The organism is Nostoc sp. ChiQUE01b, assembly GCF_034531255.1.
Taxonomy (GTDB): domain Bacteria; phylum Cyanobacteriota; class Cyanobacteriia; order Cyanobacteriales; family Nostocaceae; genus Nostoc.
The window spans coordinates 68,961-89,523 of record NZ_JAVRBM010000030.1 but is presented as its reverse complement, the minus strand read 5'-3'; the positions used below and the strand labels follow the sequence as shown (position 1 = coordinate 89,523).

Here is a 20,563-nt window from a genome sequence, read left to right as displayed (position 1 = left end):
CTTGCGGAAAACACCAAAATGAGAAAGCAAACTGGGGTTTGAGAAAGTAAAAGCTTATTTGACTTGCGGAAAACACCAAAATGAGAAAGCAAACTGGGGTTTGAGAAAGTAAAAGCTCATTTTGTTAACTAAATTCGACTTTATGCATATTTTTGCACTGCAATAGCTAGCTTTGATCATTGTGATGGTAGTGCGATCGCAGCCCTCTAGTAAAGTGCGCTGCGCTGTGGACAACACACTTGCCAGCCCTTATTGATTTTCAAGGATTAGATACCAGCTTTCTTAAAGAAAAACTTATTTCATTTGCGATCGCCGGAGAATCAACAAATTATGTTACGCTGTCAGGGTTATTTGCCAGATGATGAATAGACCTAAATTCCGAAAATTAAAACCACGTAATGCAACTTTCTCTTTTTACTGATTCCATACATCCGGCTCTTGCACCAACGAATCTTACCAGCTCACGTCATCCTATTCATAGGTGGGTAAATTTCATAGCTGGATATTCACCTGAATTTGTCTCAGCATGTATTCAAGAAGCTGGTTTATCTTCGGGAGATACAATTTTAGATCCTTTCGGTGGTTTAGGAACTACACCAGTACAGAGTTTACTTGATGGTTTCAGTTGCATTGCCTGTGAAGCTAATCCTTACTTTGCTGACCTTGCAACAGCAAAATGTCAAGCTGCACTTGGTGCTATTAACCCTGATGAAGTTTTCTCTATTTTACATCAACTTGCTCCTTATAAAGGGGAATTAACAGATATCTATTCAGTTGATGCTTTAACATTTCTAAAAAAACTAATTCCAGAAACCGAACTTAAAATTCTTGTGAATGCAAGATTAAAAGAATCAGAAATTACTCCAGATAATAAGCTTTTTTATAAATTGGTAGTCTCTATCATTCTTGAACTAACTAGTAAATCTCAAACTGATGGTATTTACAAAGCACCTACAACCAAGAAAAAATCAAATTCATTCCAAGATGCTTTGCTGCGTGTTGAGTCCCAAATACTTACAGACTTCAGTTTAATCATCAAAAAAAAAGATATAAACTATGAGATTATTAAAGGCTCTGCTCAGAATTTATGTCAAAAAAATTCTTCTATAGCATCTCTATGTATTACTTCTCCACCATATCTTAATAATTTTGATTATGCAGAAATGAGCCGAATGGAGTTGTATTTTTGGGGATACGCTTCATCTTGGCGAGAAATTACAAATAAGGTCAGAAGTGTACTGATACCAAACACAACAACTATTCCAATAGAAATCAAAAGAAATCATGAACTTTATGCAAAACAATTAAGCAATGAGTTGATAGAATCTGTCAGACCAATTATTGATGAACTAAAAAATCTGAAAAGTCAGAGAGCAGGGAAAAAAGAGTATTATTCTCTTGTTTTTCCGTACTTTGCCGAGATTAAAAAAGTATTTATTGAATGTTTTAGATTACTAAAATCCAACGCTGAAATTCATGTGATCGTTGGTGATGCTTACCTTTATGGAATACATATTCCCACAGGGCAACTTACTCTGTCATTGCTTCAAGAAATAGGTTTTGAAAAAACAGAAATAAAGCTGTTGAGAAATAGAGGAAGTCGTTGGATTCAGTCAAAACGTGAAGGTGCAGGTACACCAATAGGAGAGTATTGGATCTATGGAAGAAGACCTTGATTTTTCTCAAAATAGCGAGATTGAAACTACAGAATCTACTACTCTTTACAAGATAGCATCTGATGCTATGGAAGACTATATTGAAGTTTATCTAGGTCTTAGCAAACAGTCTAATGGGTTTTCAAATATTCAAAACCTTGATTTGACTTCTCGTAACAGTCGTGTAGTTGTTATATATGGGCTTTCATTAGAGTTAGATCCAGAAATCTCAACCTCAGAAGAAATTAAATGTGAGGCTGAACGTATATTAGCAGTAAATTTTGATACGGAATCAGCAATTACAGCAGGAGTTTATGAAAAAATGCGTTTTTTTGCTAACTCTTTGGTGGATAATTTATTTAAAGAGACTGATGATCTAAAATTTTTACAGCCAGAGTATCTGTCAGCTAACCCAGGATTACTACCGTTATTTCAACAGTTAGCAGGACTTAGAAGCAAATCAGAACTAAAGCGGGAAGTTGGCAATGCTTCTGACAAAAGGATATCTAAAATTGTTGCAAACAAAATAGCAGAGCGTATTAACCGCAACTTAAAAATTCGTCCTTTCTCAAAAGAAAGACTTTTGCAATCTGTTGAACCTACTTTAGAAGGAATAGTGCGCGATCTAATAGGAAAAGTCCTACTAGAAAACATAGTTGCTGATGCATTATCTGATTTACAAGTACCTTTTATGCGTGAATCAGAATATGAAAGCCTTAGAGGAGTTATTTATGATTTCCGTGCTGACTTTGTAATACCAGATGCTCAGAATCCACTTGCTTTTATTGAAGTGAGAAAAAGTTCTTCGCGCCATGCTTCACTATATGCTAAAGATAAAATGTTTTCTGCAATTAATTGGAAGGGAAGAAATAAAAAGCTTCTAGGCATTGTGGTTGTAGAAGGAGCTTGGACAAGAGAAACTCTTCGTGTCATGGCAAATGTTTTTGATTACGTCACACCTTTAACTCGTGTTTCTCAAGTTGCAGAAGTTATCAGAGCATATCTAGATGGCGATGAGACAAAGCTGAAGTGGTTGGTTAATTTTAATATTGAAGAGGCAAAGTACAACAACGTCACCTAACACTGCGTTGGGGCAGATGGAATATATAAAGTGCAATGTAACCTACTAGCCAGCGACTTGATACTATTAACAAAGTTAGCGTCACCAAAATGCTAAAAAGGTAATTGTAAGACTACTGCTGAGAAACCATGCAACTTGAAGCAATAGAGATTGACGTAGCGATCGCAGCCAAGTTTGTTCAATTGGTGCTGAACTGTATTAACCAAGAGTATCCGCACAACAATATTTTTTGGTTTGAAAGCGATGAGGACATTAAGCCGCCACGCGAATTAATGCCAGCATTTTATGGTTGTTTGGATTGGCATTCTGCCGTACATGGGCATTGGTTACTTGCAAGGCTAGCTCGTTATTTTCCTGATGCTGAATTTCAGCCGACAGCAAGGCAAGCACTAACCCAAACCCTGACTCCAGAAAAAATTCAAGGAGAGATTACCCATTTTAATCGATGTCCCTTCTTTGAATGTCCTTATGGATTTTCATGGCTGTTGCAACTCGCTACGGAATTGCGTGAATGGGATGATTCTCAAGCTAAAGAATGGCTAGCGGCGTTAGAACCCCTAGAAACCTTAGTTGCTAACAACTTTTATCACTGGCTTGAAAAACTTGAACTTCCCAATCGCACTGGAGCACATTCTCAAACCGCGTTTCCACTTGGTTTAGCACTCGATTGGGCGCAAAGTCAGAAGAATAAAGACTTTGCCGATCTGATCGAAGACAAAGCCCAAAAATTTTATCAGAGCGATCGCAACTATCCATTGCATTTTGAACCATTGGGTTATGATTTTGTCTCTCCCTGTCTTGCGGAAGCGGATTTAATGCGACGCATTCTTTCACCAACAGATTTTGCAAATTGGCTTACCGATTTTCTTCCACATTTACTCACAGAAGATGCAGTAAACTGGTTGCAACCTGTACAAACAACTAAACCTAACGACTATTTACAATCTCATTTTCGGGGTCTAAATCTCAGTCGAGCTTGGATGCTTGAGGGAATAATCTCTCAATTACCCGATAATGATTCTCGACTCGATACCCTGCGTTCTGTTACTGTTTTACATCGCCAATGCGGGTTGGTAGATGTTGCAAGTGACCATTATTCTAGTAGTCATTGGTTGGGAACGTTTGTAGTTTATCTTATAACCGCACGTGGATTAGATAGATATAGAAATCTTACCTGGACTGGATTAAATAATTGATTATATCTAAAATTATTAAATGAGCCGGGTAGAACAATTCAAAATACTAGCAATTTGATAACATTAACAAAAAGGGCAATGTCTACGACGAACTGTGACGCTCTTGCGGACGCTCTCTACGAGACGCTGCGCAAACGTAGACTCGCTACCGCTACGCTAACGCTATCGGTGACGCCCTCTTCAGCAGAAAATGTAAAAACACTATGGCAAAGCGTAAAAAAAGTAATCTTCAGTGGATAAAAGAAACGCTTGAACTAAAACCTGACCATCGCTGGGAATCTCCATCAGGCTATAAAATTTTTGTAGCAGATCGAGGCGCTGTTCGTTTCAATGTTCCCCAGAATTGGGTTTTTGAGCCACAAGAGAAATCCTTCAAGTTCATGGATAAAAAACCACCTAACGATGATTGCTGTCTGGAAGTATCTTTTAATCGCCTGCCACCCAATGACTGGAGCCAGTTTCCGCTAAAATCCACCTTGAAGAAAGTCTTGGAAGACGACAGCCGCAACGTCATTGAGAGGGGAGAAATAGTTACCGTCAAGCGTCAAACCGCCAGAATTGTCTGGACAGAGATGAAGTTCATTGACACTCAAGAAGAACCACGGGAAGCTTTTTCGCGGACTTGCATTGGTTTGGGGTCAAATGTTCAATGCTTAATTACATTCGATTATTGGGCAGATCAAGCAGAACAATTAATACCCGTTTGGGATGAAGCGATGCGTAGTCTCACATTAGGGTTGTATATTCGTGACCCCATGACTGGTTTAGCTTTCCCAGACTGAAGCTCAAGAATAATTGCTCAAACTTCCTTGGGAAATATCATTGAGGGGGGCATAGGGGTACAGGGGATAATTTCTAACTCTTAACTCAGCACTCCCAATGCCCAATTCCTTTATGCTAAATTTGGAGCGGGATAGTAACAAAGTTACAAAGCTGTGGTTTAGGTTATATATGCCTAACTGGTGCGCCAACCTTTGGTATGAGCGTATATCGCCGAGTGCTTTAAACTATATTGCTTGATTAGCTCAGTTGGTAGAGCGATCGACTCATAATCGATGCGTCACAGGTTCGACTCCTGTATCAAACCCCAGGAAGTTAGCTCACTGGTAGAGCAATCGACTCATAATCGATGTGTTGTAGGTTCGATTCCTATACTTTCACCCAACCCTGTCCGGGTTAAAAGACAATACCCTTCCAAGGTAGCCAATATGGTACGGATCTTAACAGATTCGAGACCCCTCATTTTCTCAACTCTGCGGTGCAAGTGTTCTGCTGTTGGTCATTACTCATAAGGGTAATGTTCGGTAGCCACAGTCAAGGAGTAAGCGCAACTGCATTTTTCCCTAACTTGAGTATGTCCCTTCCTTTCCTACATCTAGTTTTCCTTCAGGATTCTAGATTGGCAAAGTGAACGGTATATCTGAGCGCGGTTCTTTTTTCTAGATTGCTATTAAGCAGTCTTTTGAAAAGTAACAGCAATCTTAATCCAGTTTTGGAGAAGCTTTTGCCCACACCTAAACTGTAAAAACTTGTACTTGCAGAGTAAAAAAATATTTTGTATTATGTACAGCAAAAATCTAACCACTACCCCATTAGCGACTGAAAGTAATCTAGAAAAGTTGCAAACTGATAATTTAGCACTTTTGCGATCGCATGGTTTAGCTGAATATAATACTGCCAAAAAAATCGCTTTGGCGATGGGCATAAGTCTGAAAAAACTACGCTTTTTAACAACTAGTACATCCCTAACTAAACATTATTTCCCTTTCAAAATCTCAAAAAAGGCAGGTGGAGATAGAATTATTTCTGCACCAAAGCCTGAACTTAAAGCTGCTCAAAGGTGGATTATAGAGAATATTTTTCCTACATCTGGTTTTCCTTAGGGGATTCTGGATTGGCAAAGCGAACGGCATATTTGAGCGCGGTTCTCTTTTTTTTAGATTGCCATTGAGCAGTTTGGAAAAAGTAGCAGCAATCTTAATCCAGCTTTGGAGAAGCTTTTGCCCGCACTGACAGAGTAAATATTTTTTTGTAGTATATAGTAGTACAAGTTGCTAAAACTAATCCTTTAGCTTTTGTTTACAAGGTTGTAAAGCCTAAAGAACCTCAAAATGAATTCTGTCTACTCCAGTAGTTAAGCTGTGAAACACAGGTGGTATTTGAGTTCAAGCAAGGTTATAAATGTGTTCAGCAAATCTTCTTAGCTAGTTGCGCCCAACCCAGGCATCACCTAACTTACTTAAGCTATCACACAAATTATTTATGCAAATTACCATGTGGGAAACGTTTTATATTAAACCTAACGAAATCGGCATCTTATATCACCGCAGTGACTTTAAGAAAATTTTGCAACCCGGTACACATACATATTTTGGTCGGCATTGGCAAGTAAAAATTTATGACCTCAATCAGCCACTAGCTCAGATTGAAAACCTAGAACTGTTGTTGCGAAATCACCAAGCCGAACTACAAGAACATTTATTAATTATCAGAACCGCATTCAACCAAGCTGCTTTAGTCCGCTACGGTCAGAATTGGGTAAGCGTTGCACCAAATAAATTGATTGCTTTTTGGCGTGGTTTTATTGAGGTAGAGTCTCATATATTCAACTTGGAAGAAAGCTTAGAATTACCTAGTTACTTTGTGCAGCAATTGCGCTCAGTTGCGTTGAGCGGACTGAAGAAGTTCCAAATCTCAGAGTATGAGATTGGTTTACTATATCTGCAAAATAATTTTGTGCGACCTCTAGAACCAGGAGAGTATGCTTTTTGGTCAGTAGATAGAGATGTTACAGTCCGAACCCTCAGCCGGATTATTCCTAACCCAGACTTTCCTCTGGAAGATGTTCTAATTGAAAAACATCCCAATTTTATTGCTGCCTACTGTGAAGCCGTGCAATTACTGGCTTCGCAAGTTGCAATTGTGCGATATCGAGGTAAAGTGATTTCTATTTTGCCACCCACCAGCCGCAAGCTGTTTTGGCAAGGTGTTGAGGTAGAAATTATCGACATCAGTGCTGATGCTCAGTTGCAGCCTACCTTAGTAGCTGAGTTGGTTGAGGGTTCAACAGAAGTGAAATTGCTCAGTCGCAACTGTTTGCATATTTGCCAAGTTCCTGCACAACACGTTGGACTAGTATACATTAATCAAGAGTTTCAAGGACAGCGATCGCCAGGAGTACACGCTTGGTGGTTATTTGGACGCTCTTTTCAAACCGAAACTATCGACCTGCGATTGCAAAATATGGAAGTATCCGGTCAAGATATCCTCTCAAAGGATAAAGTACCTCTGCGGTTAAATTTAACGGCTGGCTTCCGCATACTCGACCCATTGAGGGCAAAAAACGGGTTGGCAGATATTTCTGGGTTCTTGTACAAAGAATTACAGTTTGCTTTGCGTGGTGCAGTCGGCGAACGCAACTTAGATGCTCTATTAGAAGATAAAGGTGCAATTGATAGAAGTATCTCTGAATACATTCGCCAGAAAGCCGCAGACTATGGAATTGAAGTAGATTCTGTAGGTGTTAAAGATATTATTTTACCTGGTGAGATTAAGACTATCTTGAGCAAAGTAGTCGAGGCAGAAAAAGCCGCTCAAGCCAACGTAGTCAGACGTAGAGAAGAAACTGCTGCTACTCGCAGTATGCTAAACACTGCCAAAGTGATGGAGGATAACCCCGTTGCATTGCGTCTAAAGGAACTCGAAGTATTAGAGCGGATTGCAGAGAAGATCGATCGGATTCAAGTTAACGGCAGCTTGGATAGTATTTTAACAGACTTGATTCGGATGAATCCGCAATGATTTGGCAAATTAGCCTTCAAAAATTTTCAAGTACTACTTCGGGAGCATTATCACACAGAATCCTTTGACAACTCTACAACAAGGGTAAAATAAAAGTAATTTCCTTTTATAACGTCATATACTCAAAGCAGTACAAAACTATGGCGTATAGCGACTTTACTCTAGAAAAAGCTGCGGCTGTTTTGGGAATCACCACCCAAGAAGGAGATTTGTTTCCCAGGCTTGTACCTCTTTCTATTCCTTCGTGGTTAAATGAAACTTTAGGAAAGCGAACCCAATTAGCTCTGATTAGTGAAAAAGCTCGAAGCGAATTTATTATTGTACCGATTTTATTAGCCTGTCGGGATCTCAGCCAAGATAGCTTGGCTATTTTCTCTGGACAAAGACTTGATGTTGATCCTGCACAGGGTTTGATTGGGGAATGTGATTTTATTTTAGCAATAGCTCCACCTTTACCACCGTTGCGATCGCCAATTATCACTGTTGTGGAAGCAAAGAAAAATGATGTTGAAGCTGGGTTAGGACAGTGCATCGCGCAAATGGTGGCGGCGGATTTATTTAATCGTTCATCTGGACAAGCAGAAATACCCGTGTATGGATGCGTGACAACAGGAGAAGTATGGCAGTTTCTGCAACTTTCGCAAAAAGTCGCTTTGCTTGATAAGCAAAGATATTACTTAGATAACGTAGGAGCTATTTTGGCAATTGTACAGACAATTGTTCAGAAATTCAGTAGTTAATTTTTATAACACTTTCTTTTCACAAGTGGATGAATCTACTTTTGAGTTGGGGCGATGATTAGAATATAAGATTAGCGATCGTAGGTGAATTATATGGATAACAGAATTATTAAAATATCAAGGATTTTCAGATGCACGTTATTACTCGTAAACGGCTGAATGAATTTGCTAAACTTTATCCAGATACAAATAATGCCTTGGCTCAGTGGTATCAATTGATTAAGGGAAATGAGTTTGCCTCATTTGTGGAACTCCGTGAAATGTTTCCATCAGCAGATCAAGTCGGTAAATTGACAGTGTTTAATATTGGCGGTAACAAAGTTCGACTCATTGCTGCAATTCACTACAACCGCCAGAAAGTCTACATTCGGGCTGTGTTAACACATTCAGAATATGATGAAGGAAAGTGGAAAGAATAATGCAAAGTTTCAACCTCGATCAAACCATCACTGCTTGGTCATCCATTGCCGAAAACGTCTTTGTTCCTCACACAGAAGAGGAATATGAACGTTTAGTTGAGATCCTCGATTGTCTCATCGATCAAGTCGGTGAAGACGAGACGCATCCACTCGCGTCTCTAATGGAAGTTATCGGTGTTTTAATTGAAAACTACGAAACTGAATATATTCCTGAGTTAAAGGCGATCGCTTAACTTCACCCAGTATGAATATACAGTGGTGTGTTGTCGAATTGGGGCGATCGCAACAACAGTCTACTTCTTTTACTGTGATGTCTACGACAGGCTATTCGGCGATCGCACTTTCTCGTAAATTAGTTTTATTAACACGCAACCATCGGGATTTCAGCAAGATACTTGGATTGTTAATACAAGATTGGACATGATTCATGTGGTGCATTGCGCGAGGGACAACGCACCCTACTAGCTTAACTAATTACTACTCAGACCGCTGAGGTATCTGTGGGGAACGTAGTTGCAGAATCACTTATGGGACGTGTATCGTGGATTAAAATGTATGTAGATATTATTGATGGCTACAATAAAAATTTTGTTTCTAGCAGCCGATCCCAGTGATTCTGTCCGATTGCGGTTAGGACAAGAATTACGAGATATCCGCGAAAAACTGCAACTTTCTAAATATCGAGACAGCTTCTCTTTAGAATCCCGTGAATCTGTACGCACGGGAGATATAACTCAAGCAATTTTCGATGTTGAACCTCAAATCGTTCACTTCTCAGGACATGGTACTAGTACTGGAGAGCTTTGTTTTGAGGATATTTTAGGGAAAACAAAACCAGTAAAACCTGACGCACTTGCCAACCTATTTAAATTGGTGGCTAGTCAAGTAAGTTGCGTAGTCTTAAATGCCTGTTATTCAGAGGTTCAAGCAAAATCTATTGCCAAACATATCTCCTTTGTCGTTGGCATGAATCAGGCTATCGGAGATAAGGCTGCAATTGCATTTGCCGTGGGATTTTATAAAGCACTAGGAGCAGGTCGTTCGGTTAAAGATGCTTACGAATTTGGTTGTGTAGAAATTCAGTTGGCAGGCATTCCTGAACACTCCACTCCTATTCTTTTGGAAAAAGAGAAGATAATAAGGGAAGTAGATCACAACAAAACAAGTTTGTCTATTAGTACGACTTCCTTTTTTTCGGAAAGATTTTCAAAATCTTTTCCTGGTGTTAGAGGTATTCAAACATTCAGTTCATCCAGTGAAGCGATTACAAGATTGGCCAAGCTACTAAAAGATCCTTTGACATTGAAAAAAGGCAATTCGGAAACTCAACCAATATGGTGGTTTAGAGGTTATAGAAATCTTCAAATAGAATTTTTTCAACATCTAGAAGATGACATTGTTCTCATAAATGAGCAAGAATTAAAAATTAAGAGCGTTACATCTGTCAATAGTCGTGATTATTATCAATGCTTTGTTTATATTGAAACATACCCAATGGAACCCAGTGGTCTTTATAACTATGAAAAACATGAGATCCAGAATTGGATAGAAAAACATGGGTACTATTCTGAAGAATTTGGAGTTTATCAAAGGGAGTTTTTAGTTAAAAGATCTGAGTATGATGATGGTGCTGCCACTCTTGACGGAAAACTTATAGAACTAGATTGGAGAGCAACTGAGCTAAGAGCTAGATATTTATCCCCCTATAATTTAGTTATTGCGGCTATTGACAGTCCCATAAATAATCTTTCATTCGATAACTCTTTTGAAGAGATCATGAATAATATTCTGAGAGGTAATGCAAGCATAGAAGATTTAAATCGAGCTGTTCTTGAATTGCCTAAACGGTCACATAGATAAATTTTATGCTAAGTCTTAATTCCTGTCATTGACGTAGTGAACAATTTAAATGCAACGGACAGACGAAAGCCGCTTGTGCTGAGTTCACTGTTACTTGCGATCGCTGATTTGAGCCGTTAAAGCAAATTTAGGTTTGACATATCCCAGATGAATTATTCTCGGTTTTGCTAATTGCACCCCTCATCCCTCAATTATCATATTGTTAAGTGAAGCCGATCGCACCATTTAATCTAAAAAATAGTCATTAAAAATAGTCTTTAATTTTACAGTTTTTCTTTGAGCAAAATGCAATAAAAATTTAAAAACCATACTTCATAAGAGTTATACTGTCTGAAGCATCAAAACAGATTGTTAGTGAATAACCCTGTAACTTGCATTTAGGCTAGAAATAGGCTCTTTTTTCTCCCGCCGCGAAAAACCCTTGCATTATATGATGTTGAAGTGCGATCGCTAGGTTCGGAGTAATCCCAAGAGTGCATTTGACGGAAAGGTAGACCCATCTTTTGGAAGACGTACTTCTCTTTCACACCAGAAGCTACCAAATCAGGCTTCAGCGCTTTGATAAATTCCTCGAATTCGTAAGCGGTAACGTCGTCATAAACGATGGTGCCGTTTTCGATGTAGTGAGTGGTACGTTTGTAGTCGTCATTATGAGCGAACTCATAACCTGTACCAATCATCTTCATGCCCAAGTCTTGGAAAGCTGGGACAACGTGGCGAGGACGTAGACCACCAACCATGATGGCAACAGTCTTACCTTCCAAGCGGGGGCGGTACTTAGCGACTACCGCATCCATTGTTGGCTGATACTTGGCGATAACCTTCTCAGCGTTTGCTTGGATTGTTTCGTCAAACTTGGAAGCGATTTCCCGTAAAGATTCAGCAATCTTGGTGGGACCGAAGAAGTTGTATTCTAACCAGGGTATACGGTAGATTAAAGCCTGAAATCCTTATATATCAAACAGTTATACAAGTCTGCGTTTCGTGTGGCTTGTTTTTGTCTTAAAGCTTGTGATTTAAACATTCAAAACTCTAGTGAAATGGTAATTTGATTTGCAAATTGTGGCTTAAGGTTGTGAAGTTTTGGCTGTATACCCAACAGAATTAGGAATCGAGCCTTAACTCTCGACTGGAGATGCAACAGTGGTGCATAAGTCAAAATTCGCAGCCGGATAACATATATGTTGTCCAGCAAATTTTTGCAACAGAGTGCAGGTTATCTGTCAAACTTTATACACTTGTTTAAAACACAAGTGTATTTGGTATGGAAGTACTGGGAAGGCCGATAAGCCAAAACAAGATGCTGCACCTAATGGATAGCGTAAATCCGCGATCGCAAACTTGGTTTACTTTGTGCGGTTGCAGGATTCGTACAAGCTACGCTCTACCGTTAGAAAATTTTGATTTTGGTGAAAACTGCTGTACAGTTTGCGCCAGGATGCAACGCAGTAATGACTTGCAGAAGCAACGCCTTTTTGTGAGATGGGTAAGCAGGGGAGGCAAGGGAAGAGAAAGAAATAAGTGTATAAGCAATCCGCTGTGGTAGTAAAAATGTACTAAAAATGTCTCTTTACTCCCCCTGCCCCCTGCCTATTTCATGAGGATCTCACTTTTTGCGTTGCTCCCTGATTTGCTGCACTCTCAGTTAGCCACAAATTTTGATAAACGTTTACGCGGACAAGTTAACTTGTCTGCACGAACTGCTCACTCTCTTCAGAAGTAGAAAACATTCTTTAGACAGGTTAACCTGTCTAAAAAATGTTTTCACTTCAAACCTACTCAACCGAGAGGTTATAAGTCCGCAACTAGACTGCCTTTAAAATCCGTAGACGTTTCTGGCGAAACCTATTAGGTTTTTATCTTTATTGTTTACGGATGTTTTTCGACGCGAGGGGTTAAGACTCCGCCAGCGCGATCGCGTTGCAGATAATTTACGGTAGCCTTCAGCGATCGCTCGACGTTTTTGTACACAATCGGCGGCGACTGCTCTTGGTGCTGCACGTTGCGGCAACTTCCAACTTCAACTTACAACTTCAGCAGCTAGTTGGTGGAAGTCGGAAGTCAAAACCGGAAGTTACATCTACTCAATTGCGATCGCAATCCAGCAGGCGTGTACGCCATTGCGTTGTCGTTGAGTGAAACTCAGTCAAGGGTTAAGGCTCGACCGCGAGAGTAAGCGATCGCGCATTTGTCACCGCCCCTTTACTCCCCCCCCCTGTTTGTGACTAGGGGGTATTCTTTAACGATAAAGCTGACTGTGTACACACAATTATTTTCAGAAAAGTTTGGCAAATCTAATGGATCAAATGGATCATCTGGATCAAGCCAGTCACAGCAAGGCTTTGAATATGATCCATTAGATTTTTTTTTAATGGATCATAATGGATCAAATGGATCACTAATATAAGAATTGTAACTTTGTACACCCGTTAATATTTATTGCCTTCGTATTAGCAACAGGTAAATGTGCTGCTTTAGACTAATAATTCTTCTTACTGATCCAGATGATCAGAGATTTGACTGGCATACTGTATGTCAGTCAAATCTCTCGTCAACTGAAAAATTTGACAAAATCCGTGGTTTATCTGGATCACTGATGGAAAAATTGTATTTCTGCACACCTATTAATTTTGGGTTTAGTCGTGTTAACAACAGGTAGGCGTGCTGGTTTAGACTAAAAAGCTCTGAGTGATCCATTTGATCCATTAGAAAAAAATCTAATGGATCATCTAGAACCTAGTCATAGCAGGCTTGATCCATTTGATCCATTTGATCCATTAGATTTGCCAAACTTTTCTGAAAATAATTTTGTGCAAACACAGTTGTCAACGGATGTAGATCGCCAAAAAAAACAACCCCCCAGTCACGAACAGGGGGGGGTATCCTGAAAACCAAACCTCAACTTAATTTTTGCGGTCTCGGATACTCTTTTGTCGGTACAAAATGTCTTATATCAATAAAGCTCCGAAACGTCGGTTCAAATCTCTGCTGATTCGCAGCATCCATTAAAGGATAGGTATTGGCTATGGCTAGAACCTTAACGATTGATCTTGCATCCTCATGTGTGACCTTGACATGAAGTTCTTCTTCAAGCTTGATTTTGAGAAACCGTAACTCTAAAGGACTCCCATTTAATTGAATTTCTTCAGTAAGAGTGTTGTAGCGTAGCTTATCTCCCCAAGCGTCTCTGATCATGTAATAAGCTCTCATTAACTTAGACCCAAGAAACTCGTAACGCTCCTGGACTGCCTTGTTAATGATGTCCAGTCCCTCGGTCGTTTCCTGCCTTGAGGCAATGTCAGCGGCGAGAGTGGGGTCAGCAGTGACGTACCTGATAAAAGTCTTGGCTACATAGTTGGCGAAGTCTGGATCGAGGTAGCTGGCTAGGTGAACTGCCATGACACGGTGAATCCAGGTTACAGCCCTGTACCCTCTACCACTAGTGTAAATTAATTCTTTAGATACCGAGTGACTAATTTCTAGCCGCTCGGTATCATCTGTATAATCTACTTCTTTAGATACCGAGTGACTAATTTTTAGTTCTTTAGAAAGTGCTGCTAGTCTAGCCTTTGTTTCTGGCAGCTGCTTCCAGTTATTAAGTCGATACCCAAAATGCTTACACCATTTAGTAGCATTGATGTAATCGTCATCTCGCCGTGCGTCTTGCACCCATTTGTCAAATTGCTCTATTTCTGACATATAATTCTCCTTGTTTTTAAAAGGTTAAGCAATCCCCGCTCAGACATGGATTGCTTTTTATTCTTCGTAGCGCTCATAGACTACCTTGTTAATGATGTTCAGCCCCTCGGTCGTTTCCTGCCTTGAGGCAATATCAGCAGCGAGGGTTGGGTCAGCCGCAGCGTACCTGATAAAAACCTCGGACATATAGTTGATAAAACCTTGATCAAGGTAGCTGGCTAGGTGAACTGCCATGATTGGGTGAACCCATGTCACCAAGTTTTACCTACGCGCTCAACAATCCAGGGTTCAGCATTTAACTCTGTAGTTTTCAAAGACTCTAATCTAGCTTTTGTTTCTGGCGATCGCTTCCATCTGTCAAGTCGATACCCAAAATGCTTGCACCATTTGGTAGCGTTGATGTAGCCGTCGTCTCGCCGTGCGTCTTGCATTAATTTCTCAAAAAGCTCTTTTTGTGACATATAGTTCTCCTCATTTTTAAAATATTGAGCAACCCCCGCTCAGGCAGGGGTTAGTTTTTTGTTCACGGGCACTAGGTGATACCCCCTCCAACTGAGAATACTGATCCAGATGATCCATTAGATTTTTTTCTAATGGATCATATTCAAAGCCTTGCTGTGTCTGGCTTGATCCAGATGATCCATTTGATCCATTAGATTTCTCAACTTTTCTGAATTAGCAGATCATTGATTACATCAGCTCTAGCTCATGGTCATCGACCCACTCCCGCTCATTGTCATCTGGCTCAAACCAAGGATGATCTTCTGGGAGGGAGACGCTGTACTGCCAGTCCATGCCAGTCCAGGAAAGTCCCAGGACTGTTACCGGGTACAAAATCTCACCCTGCTTCACCTTTATCTTGTGCAGCACGGTTTGACCAATGTAATATTCGGGCTTGCTGAATTCTTTACTCACTCGCAAACGCCAAAACTTTGACGCTTGACGAAAATTGCCCAAACTGGGCGCGTCTAACGCTATCATTCTTATTGCCTCCTTAATGGGACTGAACAACTGGCAAGGGGGAAGTCGTGCCAGTCAGAGGACTTCGACCTCCTCTGCACTGGGGCGCATTCAAGCGCTGACTTCATTTGTAGTATCAGGTACTGGAATCATTGAACCAGACTTCGTTTCAAAAAGCGATCGCTTACGCCATCGCGCTATTTCTGGGACAGATGATCATTTATCTATCTAATGTGGGTAGGAGAGAACTAGGGGGGCGATACGACACTACGATTTACTCGCTGCAACCAAAGTTTACTACTGTTTACTTTTTTGTCTACGACTAGCTTAAGCTAATTACTGAAGATTGTCAACGATACTGTATACAAAGCTGTGGACAAATCATTATAGTTGACCTAATATGTCAACCATAGGTGTTTACAGGCAGTCTACAAATGCGTGGTAATATAATTTCATTTCGCTTCGACGATGCTGAGTTAGAAGCACTGCAAGCTTTACAGACTCCAGAGGACAAATCCCCAAGTCAGACAGCTGCAAGATTAGTAAGGGGTTCATTTAGTCGGTCTATAGCTGTATCTACAAAAACTCCAGATGTAGACGTACTGGAAGCGTTTAAGCAAGAGGTGGCAGCGAGTTTTAGTGAAGTGCGATCGCAACTGGAGGAACTGCGGGGAAAATTGAAAGCCCGGTAGTAGAGGAGAATAGCACTACCGGGCAGCCAAGCAACGTTGAGTCAACTGTAGTGAACAGTGAAAACATCGACCAGTTACAGTCCCAAGTCAAAAGCCTGGAGAGGGAAAACCAGCAACTCAGGCAACAGTTACAGACAACAGGTAATTTCGCGCAGCCGGACTATGAAGCAACCCGCGATCGCACACTCAACAAGCTAAAAGTTGGCAAGCAATCAACGGCAGGAAAGGCGATTGAAGCCTTTATTAAAGAGCTTACGCGTGCGTCAATCGGCTCTCTATAACCTGACTTAAGTAGCTCATGTGTGCATCTACAGTGCGCCTACACCTTGTCTACAGTTGACTTAAGTAGCTCATGTGTGCATCTACAGTGCGCCTACACCTTGTCTACAGTTGACTTAAGTAGCTCATGTGTGGCACACGTCTAGCTTATATATGCCACATGTCATGCTCATGTGTGGCACTATTGAGGCTCAATACCTCATCTCTCATCTGTCTACACTGTCTACAGAAAACTTGCCCTAAAATTAGGGCTGTAGACGGCTAAAAACCGCTCTGGACAACATTTTTAGCCACTGTAGACAAATTTTTTAGTGTAGTTTTTAACAGAAATTCACCGAAGATATGTTTTTTTTCTAATACATTGCCCAAAAACGTAGCAGTGCTAAATTAACAGCTTATATTTGGCACAATATTAAAGTTAATTTGCTAAAAGCTAAACTGTTCACAGAAACTTTAAAGTAAGATCAGTACCCTTGCTGTATCAGTCTTTAGGAGCGACAAAGTAGAAATGAAGTAACAAATTTTATTCTCCTAACCAGTATTTTTTATGAAATTTTCGTCTAAAGTCTTGGCAGTTTTCACTTCTTCTTTGGGCTTATTTTCAATCAATTTTGCTGTTTCTCTACCTGCTCAAGCGTCAGTTACATGTGAAGGTGGGACAATTAGTAATTATTCAAATGGTTCGTTGGCAAGTTGTATTCTTGGACAAGATACGACCGTGCAGGTTTACAGCCCCAGTTCTGGATCATCTAATTTTGAGTGCCAAGCCCAAAAATTTATATCTTTTGATGACAAAGCACAGTTTACGAGTTGCCAGCTTTCACAGGAAATCCAACTTAGAAAAAGTAACTCAACTGAAACATGTCCGGCAGGATATAAAGTATACGTTTCAGTTTCAACTAACGGTATTCAATCCATTACTTGTAGTCCCTAAGAGGATGTTTTAACTGGGGCCATCGCAGGCTAGTCAAGTCTAGCTTGACTAGTCAGAGTTAGACTGAGCGTTGAGCTTGACTTTGAAGTATTGCCGCTTGAGTTTAGAAAGTTAAGTAGACAGCAGCTCGCTAATTTGATGCCGTGCCAGAGCTTGCCTGAGATATTCCACCTCAGCCCTTAGTCGTGCATTCTCCTGTATCAACGTATCCATGTCATCTTTTTTATCTACTGCCTGCTTAATTACCTTCCTCCGGTTCTCCAAGCTGAACCACTTCTGATAAATTTCAGTGTGAATCTCTACAGAATGCCCCAAATTGTCAGCAGCCGCTTTAATTGGAATGCCCATCATGTGCGCTCGAATCGCCCAAGCGTGGCGTAAATCATAGGGCGTAAACGGAATATTTACGCGCCTAAACCAGGATGAACAATTAACCCGAATAGTGTTGATATCTGTAAAGCTAGTTCTGTCATCCGTTTGAGCTTTCAAAAGTTTTAAATACTCTACGTTTTTTAAATCAAACAAGTAAACCCATTCAGGATGTAACGGTAAAGCTTCTCTATAACCAGTCTTAGTATCTGGGTGAACCTTCCATGTATTATCTTTATTTTCAGGACTCAACCACCAATCAACTTCAGGATTTACAAACAGTTCTCTTGGGCGTAGTCCATAAGTAGCAAGCATTCCATATACCCATTCCCACATCTTCCAACTGTCTAAACAACTCTTTTTGATTGTTAGGCTTCTAGTCAAAGAATAATGATGAAAAGATTCCTGATATTTGATGATATCCTCATCACTGGGAATGTCCCTAGCCTGACTTTTGGGTTGTGTAGCTTTAAAATGTTCAAGACTGAAACTAGTTAAATTAAGAGTTGCTTTTAAAACCTTCAACGATTTAACAGCGCTGTATTTGGCAGAATCTCCCGTCAATTCTGCAAACTTTTTATCAATCTCCGATTGAGTCAATAAAGTATTTAGCCCAATCAATCGCCGCAAATACTCCTTGTAGTAGAAAAAGGTGTGTTTACTTTTTTCTGTTAATTTGCGTGTTTTGAAATACTCAGTTTCAAACTCTTCTAAAACATCACCAAGGGTTTGGGATCTGTTGGCGACCTTAGCGACTTTACCCAGATATTTATCAGTCCATTCAAACTGTTTACGGGCAAGCTGCTTGCCTAGCTCGTTTGCCTCTTCCTCTGCTGTTCTCAACCCGTCCAAGCTTGCAGGGATATTTAGCGAAATCTTGTACTGCTTAAAACCAGTTCCTTTAGTGTCGCGATCGCCGGGTTTGATTGGTAGAGATGCTTGCAATTGAATTGTGTCCCGTGCCACGACCAAACCCACTTTGACCTTAGCGGCTTTTAGACGGGCCCTAGTGTCTGTCAAACCTTTATCAAATTTGCGTTCCAGATGCTGCCGAGTAGCTTTCATGTGTCTCTGCGTTCCTAAATAGCTGCCATCGGTAGATGCTGGCGGAGTGAAATCCTCAAAAACGTCCTGTGCCTTGCTTTTCATTGTGTCTTAAATGTGTCTTAAAATTTAGTCCATTTAGAACAATGTTTAAATTGAGCAAAGTTAGACGTGGACTAAATCCTGGTATCACAAGACATTAAATCATACTTTGTACAGGGTATACCATAAGCTTCTTCCATGTGACGGCTGATGTAGTTCATCGACCGGTAGCAGTGGATGAGGTTCATCTTCACATTGGGGGTCATCAACATTTCGTTGATGGTGCCATCACCAGACCACGATGGTGAGGTATGATTAACGGTTGTGGTTGAATGCGATCGCTATGATTTACGGTTATGCCCGCGTGTCCACGGTGGAACAATCACTAGAGTATGACGCATTGAAACAGCAAATAAAGCGACTGGAGGACGCTGGCGCTGAAGTGGTGTTGGTGGATGTGGAGTCTGGGCGTTCAAGCAAAAGAAAGGAATTCAACAAGCTTTTGAAGTTGGTTAAAGAGGGGAAGGTTAGGGAAGTCATCATCACCCGTATTGACAGGTTGGGACGCAGTGACATCGACGTAATCAGGACTATTCAACTGTTTAATGACTGTGGAATCATACTGCGGATTCTGGACGCACCCATTGATGTTAGTTCATCGTTTGGGCGTTTTTCCGCAAGTCAGATGGCAGCATTAGCCGACTTTGAAAGTCGGCTGTTGTCGGAACGCACCCGACACGGGATGAATTATTTTCGATCGCAAGGCAAGTTGCAGAAGGCTTGTTTTGGGTACAAGCTCAACAGCGATCGCAAACTGGAACCGCATGAAGCCAACTTCTCCATAGCTAGGAAGATAATCGATTTGCTGCTGGAGGGGTACAGCTATGGGGCGGTGTCGAAGCTACTTTTTGAGGAATATGGCATTGAATTTTCGCTGTCTGGGCTGCGGCATTGGGTAAACAATCCTGCAATCCTCGGTCATACTCGTTACTTCACGGAGATGGAATATCGCCGCAATCCTCGCAATCCACGCCCACCCCAAATTATCCGGAATACCCACGCCAGCATCACAACAGAATCGGAAATCAGCCAAATAAAGCGAAACGCCAAAACCAAACCGCGATTATCTCTTAAGAAAGAGAAGGATTACCCGTTGAAAGGTTTGTTGCGGTGTACCCACTGTGGCGGCGGAATGTATCGCGTTATCTCCAGATACAAATCTGGGGAAACACACTGGATAAGATGTGCTAGGCACGCTCAGAACGTTCATTTTTGTCCAAACAAAACCAACGCGAGGTTGACTACCTTAACTAAACAGCTGATACAACGAATCACCCAAAAATCAAAGGAAATTACCGAGCAATCCAATGTGAGCGATCGCAGCCCTGAAGAGTCGGAAGCATTGATCGACCTCAAGCACCAACTAGCAGGACTTGAGGCACTTAACTCAAATAATCCTGCCATTGTCGCAGCTGTGCGGGACATCCAAAGCCAGATAGAAGCCGAGGAAATACGGCTAAAGTCTGCCCTCGCAATCGACACTGACAGGCTTAAACTAGCCTGGTCATATTCTCAGGCAACTTTCTGGGATTCGCTTGATGATGACGATTTACGACAAGCATTTAGGTCATTCGTTGAGGTGGTATTTGTGGATGATTCAGGCAACGTTGTATCTATAGAATTTGGATGGTGAAGGTCATAGTAGGCGATCGCCAGCTTTCTCAGACGCTTTAGAAATTCTTCCCTAGACATTTTTCTCTCCTGAAGCGATATTTCAAGGTTAATCAAAAAT

22 protein-coding genes, 2 tRNA genes and 2 pseudogenes are annotated in these 20,563 nt (G+C 40.8%); 19 read left to right on the top strand and 7 right to left on the bottom strand.

What is annotated here, in order from left to right:
• Positions 1–398: 398 nt before the first annotated feature.
• From RMY63_RS20185 to RMY63_RS20125, 13 genes are all read left to right on the top strand, one after another.
• Positions 399–1,676 carry a hypothetical protein gene (locus RMY63_RS20185; RefSeq protein ID WP_322730409.1) on the top strand — a complete coding sequence of 426 codons (1,278 nt, stop codon included), beginning with the start codon at positions 399–401 and terminating at the stop codon, positions 1,674–1,676.
• Positions 1,660–2,736 carry a hypothetical protein gene (locus RMY63_RS20180; RefSeq protein ID WP_322730408.1) on the top strand — a complete coding sequence of 359 codons (1,077 nt, stop codon included), beginning with the start codon at positions 1,660–1,662 and terminating at the stop codon, positions 2,734–2,736. The genes RMY63_RS20185 and RMY63_RS20180 overlap by 17 nt, the downstream gene beginning before the upstream one ends.
• Before the next feature lie 128 nt (positions 2,737–2,864).
• Positions 2,865–3,932: a DUF2891 domain-containing protein gene (locus tag RMY63_RS20175; protein WP_322730407.1), complete on the top strand. Its 1,068-nt coding sequence runs from the start codon at positions 2,865–2,867 to the stop codon at positions 3,930–3,932.
• A gap of 203 nt (positions 3,933–4,135) precedes the next feature.
• The gene (locus RMY63_RS20170) at positions 4,136–4,714 is read left to right on the top strand and encodes a hypothetical protein (protein ID WP_322730406.1); all 579 of its coding nucleotides are present in this window, start codon (positions 4,136–4,138) and stop codon (positions 4,712–4,714) included.
• A 232-nt stretch (positions 4,715–4,946) separates the two neighbouring features.
• Positions 4,947–5,022: transfer RNA gene (locus RMY63_RS20165), tRNA-Met, on the top strand.
• Positions 5,022–5,096, top strand: a tRNA-Met gene (locus RMY63_RS20160). Before RMY63_RS20165 ends, RMY63_RS20160 begins: the two co-directional genes overlap by 1 nt.
• A gap of 398 nt (positions 5,097–5,494) precedes the next feature.
• Positions 5,495–5,815: a hypothetical protein gene (locus RMY63_RS20155; protein WP_322730405.1), complete on the top strand. Its 321-nt coding sequence runs from the start codon at positions 5,495–5,497 to the stop codon at positions 5,813–5,815.
• A 391-nt stretch (positions 5,816–6,206) separates the two neighbouring features.
• Positions 6,207–7,733: a slipin family protein gene (locus RMY63_RS20150; protein ID WP_322730414.1), complete on the top strand. Its 1,527-nt coding sequence runs from the start codon at positions 6,207–6,209 to the stop codon at positions 7,731–7,733.
• A 140-nt stretch (positions 7,734–7,873) separates the two neighbouring features.
• A complete protein-coding gene (locus RMY63_RS20145) occupies positions 7,874–8,473 on the top strand; it encodes a hypothetical protein (protein ID WP_322730404.1) in 600 nt (199 codons plus the stop codon).
• Between the two features lie 131 nt (positions 8,474–8,604).
• Positions 8,605–8,892 (top strand): type II toxin-antitoxin system HigB family toxin, encoded by a 288-nt coding sequence (locus tag RMY63_RS20140; protein WP_322730403.1) that lies wholly within the window; start codon positions 8,605–8,607, stop codon positions 8,890–8,892.
• The gene (locus RMY63_RS20135; protein WP_322730402.1) at positions 8,892–9,125 is read left to right on the top strand and encodes a hypothetical protein; all 234 of its coding nucleotides are present in this window, start codon (positions 8,892–8,894) and stop codon (positions 9,123–9,125) included. Before RMY63_RS20140 ends, RMY63_RS20135 begins: the two co-directional genes overlap by 1 nt.
• Positions 9,126–9,136: 11 nt before the next feature.
• Entirely contained in the window at positions 9,137–9,316 is a 180-nt protein-coding gene (locus RMY63_RS20130) for a hypothetical protein (protein ID WP_322730401.1), read from the top strand.
• 146 nt (positions 9,317–9,462) lie between these two features.
• Complete coding sequence (locus tag RMY63_RS20125) at positions 9,463–10,752, top strand: hypothetical protein (protein ID WP_322730400.1); 1,290 nt, start codon at positions 9,463–9,465, stop codon at positions 10,750–10,752.
• A 377-nt stretch (positions 10,753–11,129) separates the two neighbouring features.
• Here RMY63_RS20125 and RMY63_RS20120 read toward each other — a convergent pair.
• Positions 11,130–11,684 (bottom strand): annotated as a pseudogene (locus RMY63_RS20120) (nitrogenase component 1); the annotation flags it as partial.
• Between the two features lie 988 nt (positions 11,685–12,672).
• On the opposite strand from RMY63_RS20120, the gene RMY63_RS20115 reads away from it, so the two are divergent.
• Positions 12,673–12,891 (top strand): hypothetical protein, encoded by a 219-nt coding sequence (locus tag RMY63_RS20115; RefSeq protein WP_322730399.1) that lies wholly within the window; start codon positions 12,673–12,675, stop codon positions 12,889–12,891.
• A gap of 759 nt (positions 12,892–13,650) precedes the next feature.
• Here RMY63_RS20115 and RMY63_RS20110 read toward each other — a convergent pair.
• From RMY63_RS20110 to RMY63_RS20095, 4 genes are all read right to left on the bottom strand, one after another.
• Complete coding sequence (locus tag RMY63_RS20110) at positions 13,651–14,451, bottom strand: KilA-N domain-containing protein (RefSeq protein WP_322730398.1); 801 nt, start codon at positions 14,449–14,451, stop codon at positions 13,651–13,653.
• A 57-nt stretch (positions 14,452–14,508) separates the two neighbouring features.
• Complete coding sequence (locus RMY63_RS20105) at positions 14,509–14,685, bottom strand: hypothetical protein (RefSeq protein WP_322730397.1); 177 nt, start codon at positions 14,683–14,685, stop codon at positions 14,509–14,511.
• 17 nt (positions 14,686–14,702) lie between these two features.
• Positions 14,703–14,912, bottom strand: a complete 210-nt coding sequence (locus tag RMY63_RS20100) for a KilA-N domain-containing protein (protein ID WP_322730396.1) — start codon at positions 14,910–14,912, stop codon at positions 14,703–14,705.
• Positions 14,913–15,141: 229 nt separating this feature from the next.
• Positions 15,142–15,432 (bottom strand): hypothetical protein, encoded by a 291-nt coding sequence (locus tag RMY63_RS20095; RefSeq protein ID WP_322730395.1) that lies wholly within the window; start codon positions 15,430–15,432, stop codon positions 15,142–15,144.
• Positions 15,433–15,448: 16 nt separating this feature from the next.
• Here RMY63_RS20095 and RMY63_RS20090 point away from each other — a divergent pair, with 16 nt between their 5' ends.
• The 4 genes from RMY63_RS20090 to RMY63_RS20075 all read left to right on the top strand — a co-directional run bounded on the left by RMY63_RS20090 (position 15,449) and on the right by RMY63_RS20075 (position 17,316).
• The gene (locus RMY63_RS20090) at positions 15,449–15,643 is read left to right on the top strand and encodes a hypothetical protein (protein ID WP_322730394.1); all 195 of its coding nucleotides are present in this window, start codon (positions 15,449–15,451) and stop codon (positions 15,641–15,643) included.
• Positions 15,644–15,845: 202 nt separating this feature from the next.
• Positions 15,846–16,103 (top strand): hypothetical protein, encoded by a 258-nt coding sequence (locus tag RMY63_RS20085; RefSeq protein ID WP_322683263.1) that lies wholly within the window; start codon positions 15,846–15,848, stop codon positions 16,101–16,103.
• Positions 16,104–16,153: 50 nt separating this feature from the next.
• Positions 16,154–16,384 (top strand): hypothetical protein, encoded by a 231-nt coding sequence (locus RMY63_RS20080; protein ID WP_322730393.1) that lies wholly within the window; start codon positions 16,154–16,156, stop codon positions 16,382–16,384.
• Between the two features lie 545 nt (positions 16,385–16,929).
• Complete coding sequence (locus RMY63_RS20075) at positions 16,930–17,316, top strand: hypothetical protein (RefSeq protein WP_322683265.1); 387 nt, start codon at positions 16,930–16,932, stop codon at positions 17,314–17,316.
• 111 nt (positions 17,317–17,427) lie between these two features.
• On the opposite strand, the gene RMY63_RS20070 is transcribed toward RMY63_RS20075, so the two are convergent.
• Both RMY63_RS20070 and RMY63_RS20065 read right to left on the bottom strand, forming a co-directional pair.
• Complete coding sequence (locus RMY63_RS20070) at positions 17,428–18,834, bottom strand: site-specific integrase (protein WP_322730392.1); 1,407 nt, start codon at positions 18,832–18,834, stop codon at positions 17,428–17,430.
• A 98-nt stretch (positions 18,835–18,932) separates the two neighbouring features.
• Positions 18,933–19,070 (bottom strand): annotated as a pseudogene (locus RMY63_RS20065) (nitrogenase); the annotation flags it as partial.
• 44 nt (positions 19,071–19,114) lie between these two features.
• Here RMY63_RS20065 and xisF point away from each other — a divergent pair.
• Positions 19,115–20,464, top strand: a complete 1,350-nt coding sequence (gene xisF / locus RMY63_RS20060; protein ID WP_322730391.1) for a fdxN element excision recombinase XisF — start codon at positions 19,115–19,117, stop codon at positions 20,462–20,464.
• Positions 20,465–20,563: the final 99 nt, after the last annotated feature.

Excerpts from the sequence above, each read along its gene's own strand:
- RMY63_RS20130 (WP_322730401.1), top strand. The coding sequence starts at position 9,137 with ATGAATATACAGTGGTGTGTTGTCGAATTGGGGCGATCGCAACAACAG.
- RMY63_RS20125 (WP_322730400.1), top strand. The coding sequence starts at position 9,463 with ATGGCTACAATAAAAATTTTGTTTCTAGCAGCCGATCCCAGTGATTCT.
- RMY63_RS20175 (WP_322730407.1), top strand. The coding sequence starts at position 2,865 with ATGCAACTTGAAGCAATAGAGATTGACGTAGCGATCGCAGCCAAGTTT.
- RMY63_RS20075 (WP_322683265.1), top strand. The coding sequence starts at position 16,930 with ATGAAATTTTCGTCTAAAGTCTTGGCAGTTTTCACTTCTTCTTTGGGC.
- RMY63_RS20095 (WP_322730395.1), bottom strand. The coding sequence starts at position 15,432 with ATGATAGCGTTAGACGCGCCCAGTTTGGGCAATTTTCGTCAAGCGTCA.
- RMY63_RS20135 (WP_322730402.1), top strand. The coding sequence starts at position 8,892 with ATGCAAAGTTTCAACCTCGATCAAACCATCACTGCTTGGTCATCCATT.
- RMY63_RS20090 (WP_322730394.1), top strand. The coding sequence starts at position 15,449 with ATGGGACTGAACAACTGGCAAGGGGGAAGTCGTGCCAGTCAGAGGACT.
- RMY63_RS20140 (WP_322730403.1), top strand. The coding sequence starts at position 8,605 with ATGCACGTTATTACTCGTAAACGGCTGAATGAATTTGCTAAACTTTAT.
- RMY63_RS20070 (WP_322730392.1), bottom strand. The coding sequence starts at position 18,834 with ATGAAAAGCAAGGCACAGGACGTTTTTGAGGATTTCACTCCGCCAGCA.
- RMY63_RS20180 (WP_322730408.1), top strand. The coding sequence starts at position 1,660 with ATGGAAGAAGACCTTGATTTTTCTCAAAATAGCGAGATTGAAACTACA.
- RMY63_RS20150 (WP_322730414.1), top strand. The coding sequence starts at position 6,207 with ATGTGGGAAACGTTTTATATTAAACCTAACGAAATCGGCATCTTATAT.
- RMY63_RS20105 (WP_322730397.1), bottom strand. The coding sequence starts at position 14,685 with ATGGCAGTTCACCTAGCCAGCTACCTTGATCAAGGTTTTATCAACTAT.
- RMY63_RS20185 (WP_322730409.1), top strand. The coding sequence starts at position 399 with ATGCAACTTTCTCTTTTTACTGATTCCATACATCCGGCTCTTGCACCA.
- RMY63_RS20170 (WP_322730406.1), top strand. The coding sequence starts at position 4,136 with ATGGCAAAGCGTAAAAAAAGTAATCTTCAGTGGATAAAAGAAACGCTT.
- RMY63_RS20145 (WP_322730404.1), top strand. The coding sequence starts at position 7,874 with ATGGCGTATAGCGACTTTACTCTAGAAAAAGCTGCGGCTGTTTTGGGA.
- RMY63_RS20085 (WP_322683263.1), top strand. The coding sequence starts at position 15,846 with ATGCGTGGTAATATAATTTCATTTCGCTTCGACGATGCTGAGTTAGAA.
- xisF (WP_322730391.1), top strand. The coding sequence starts at position 19,115 with ATGATTTACGGTTATGCCCGCGTGTCCACGGTGGAACAATCACTAGAG.
- RMY63_RS20110 (WP_322730398.1), bottom strand. The coding sequence starts at position 14,451 with ATGTCAGAAATAGAGCAATTTGACAAATGGGTGCAAGACGCACGGCGA.
- RMY63_RS20155 (WP_322730405.1), top strand. The coding sequence starts at position 5,495 with ATGTACAGCAAAAATCTAACCACTACCCCATTAGCGACTGAAAGTAAT.
- RMY63_RS20100 (WP_322730396.1), bottom strand. The coding sequence starts at position 14,912 with ATGTCACAAAAAGAGCTTTTTGAGAAATTAATGCAAGACGCACGGCGA.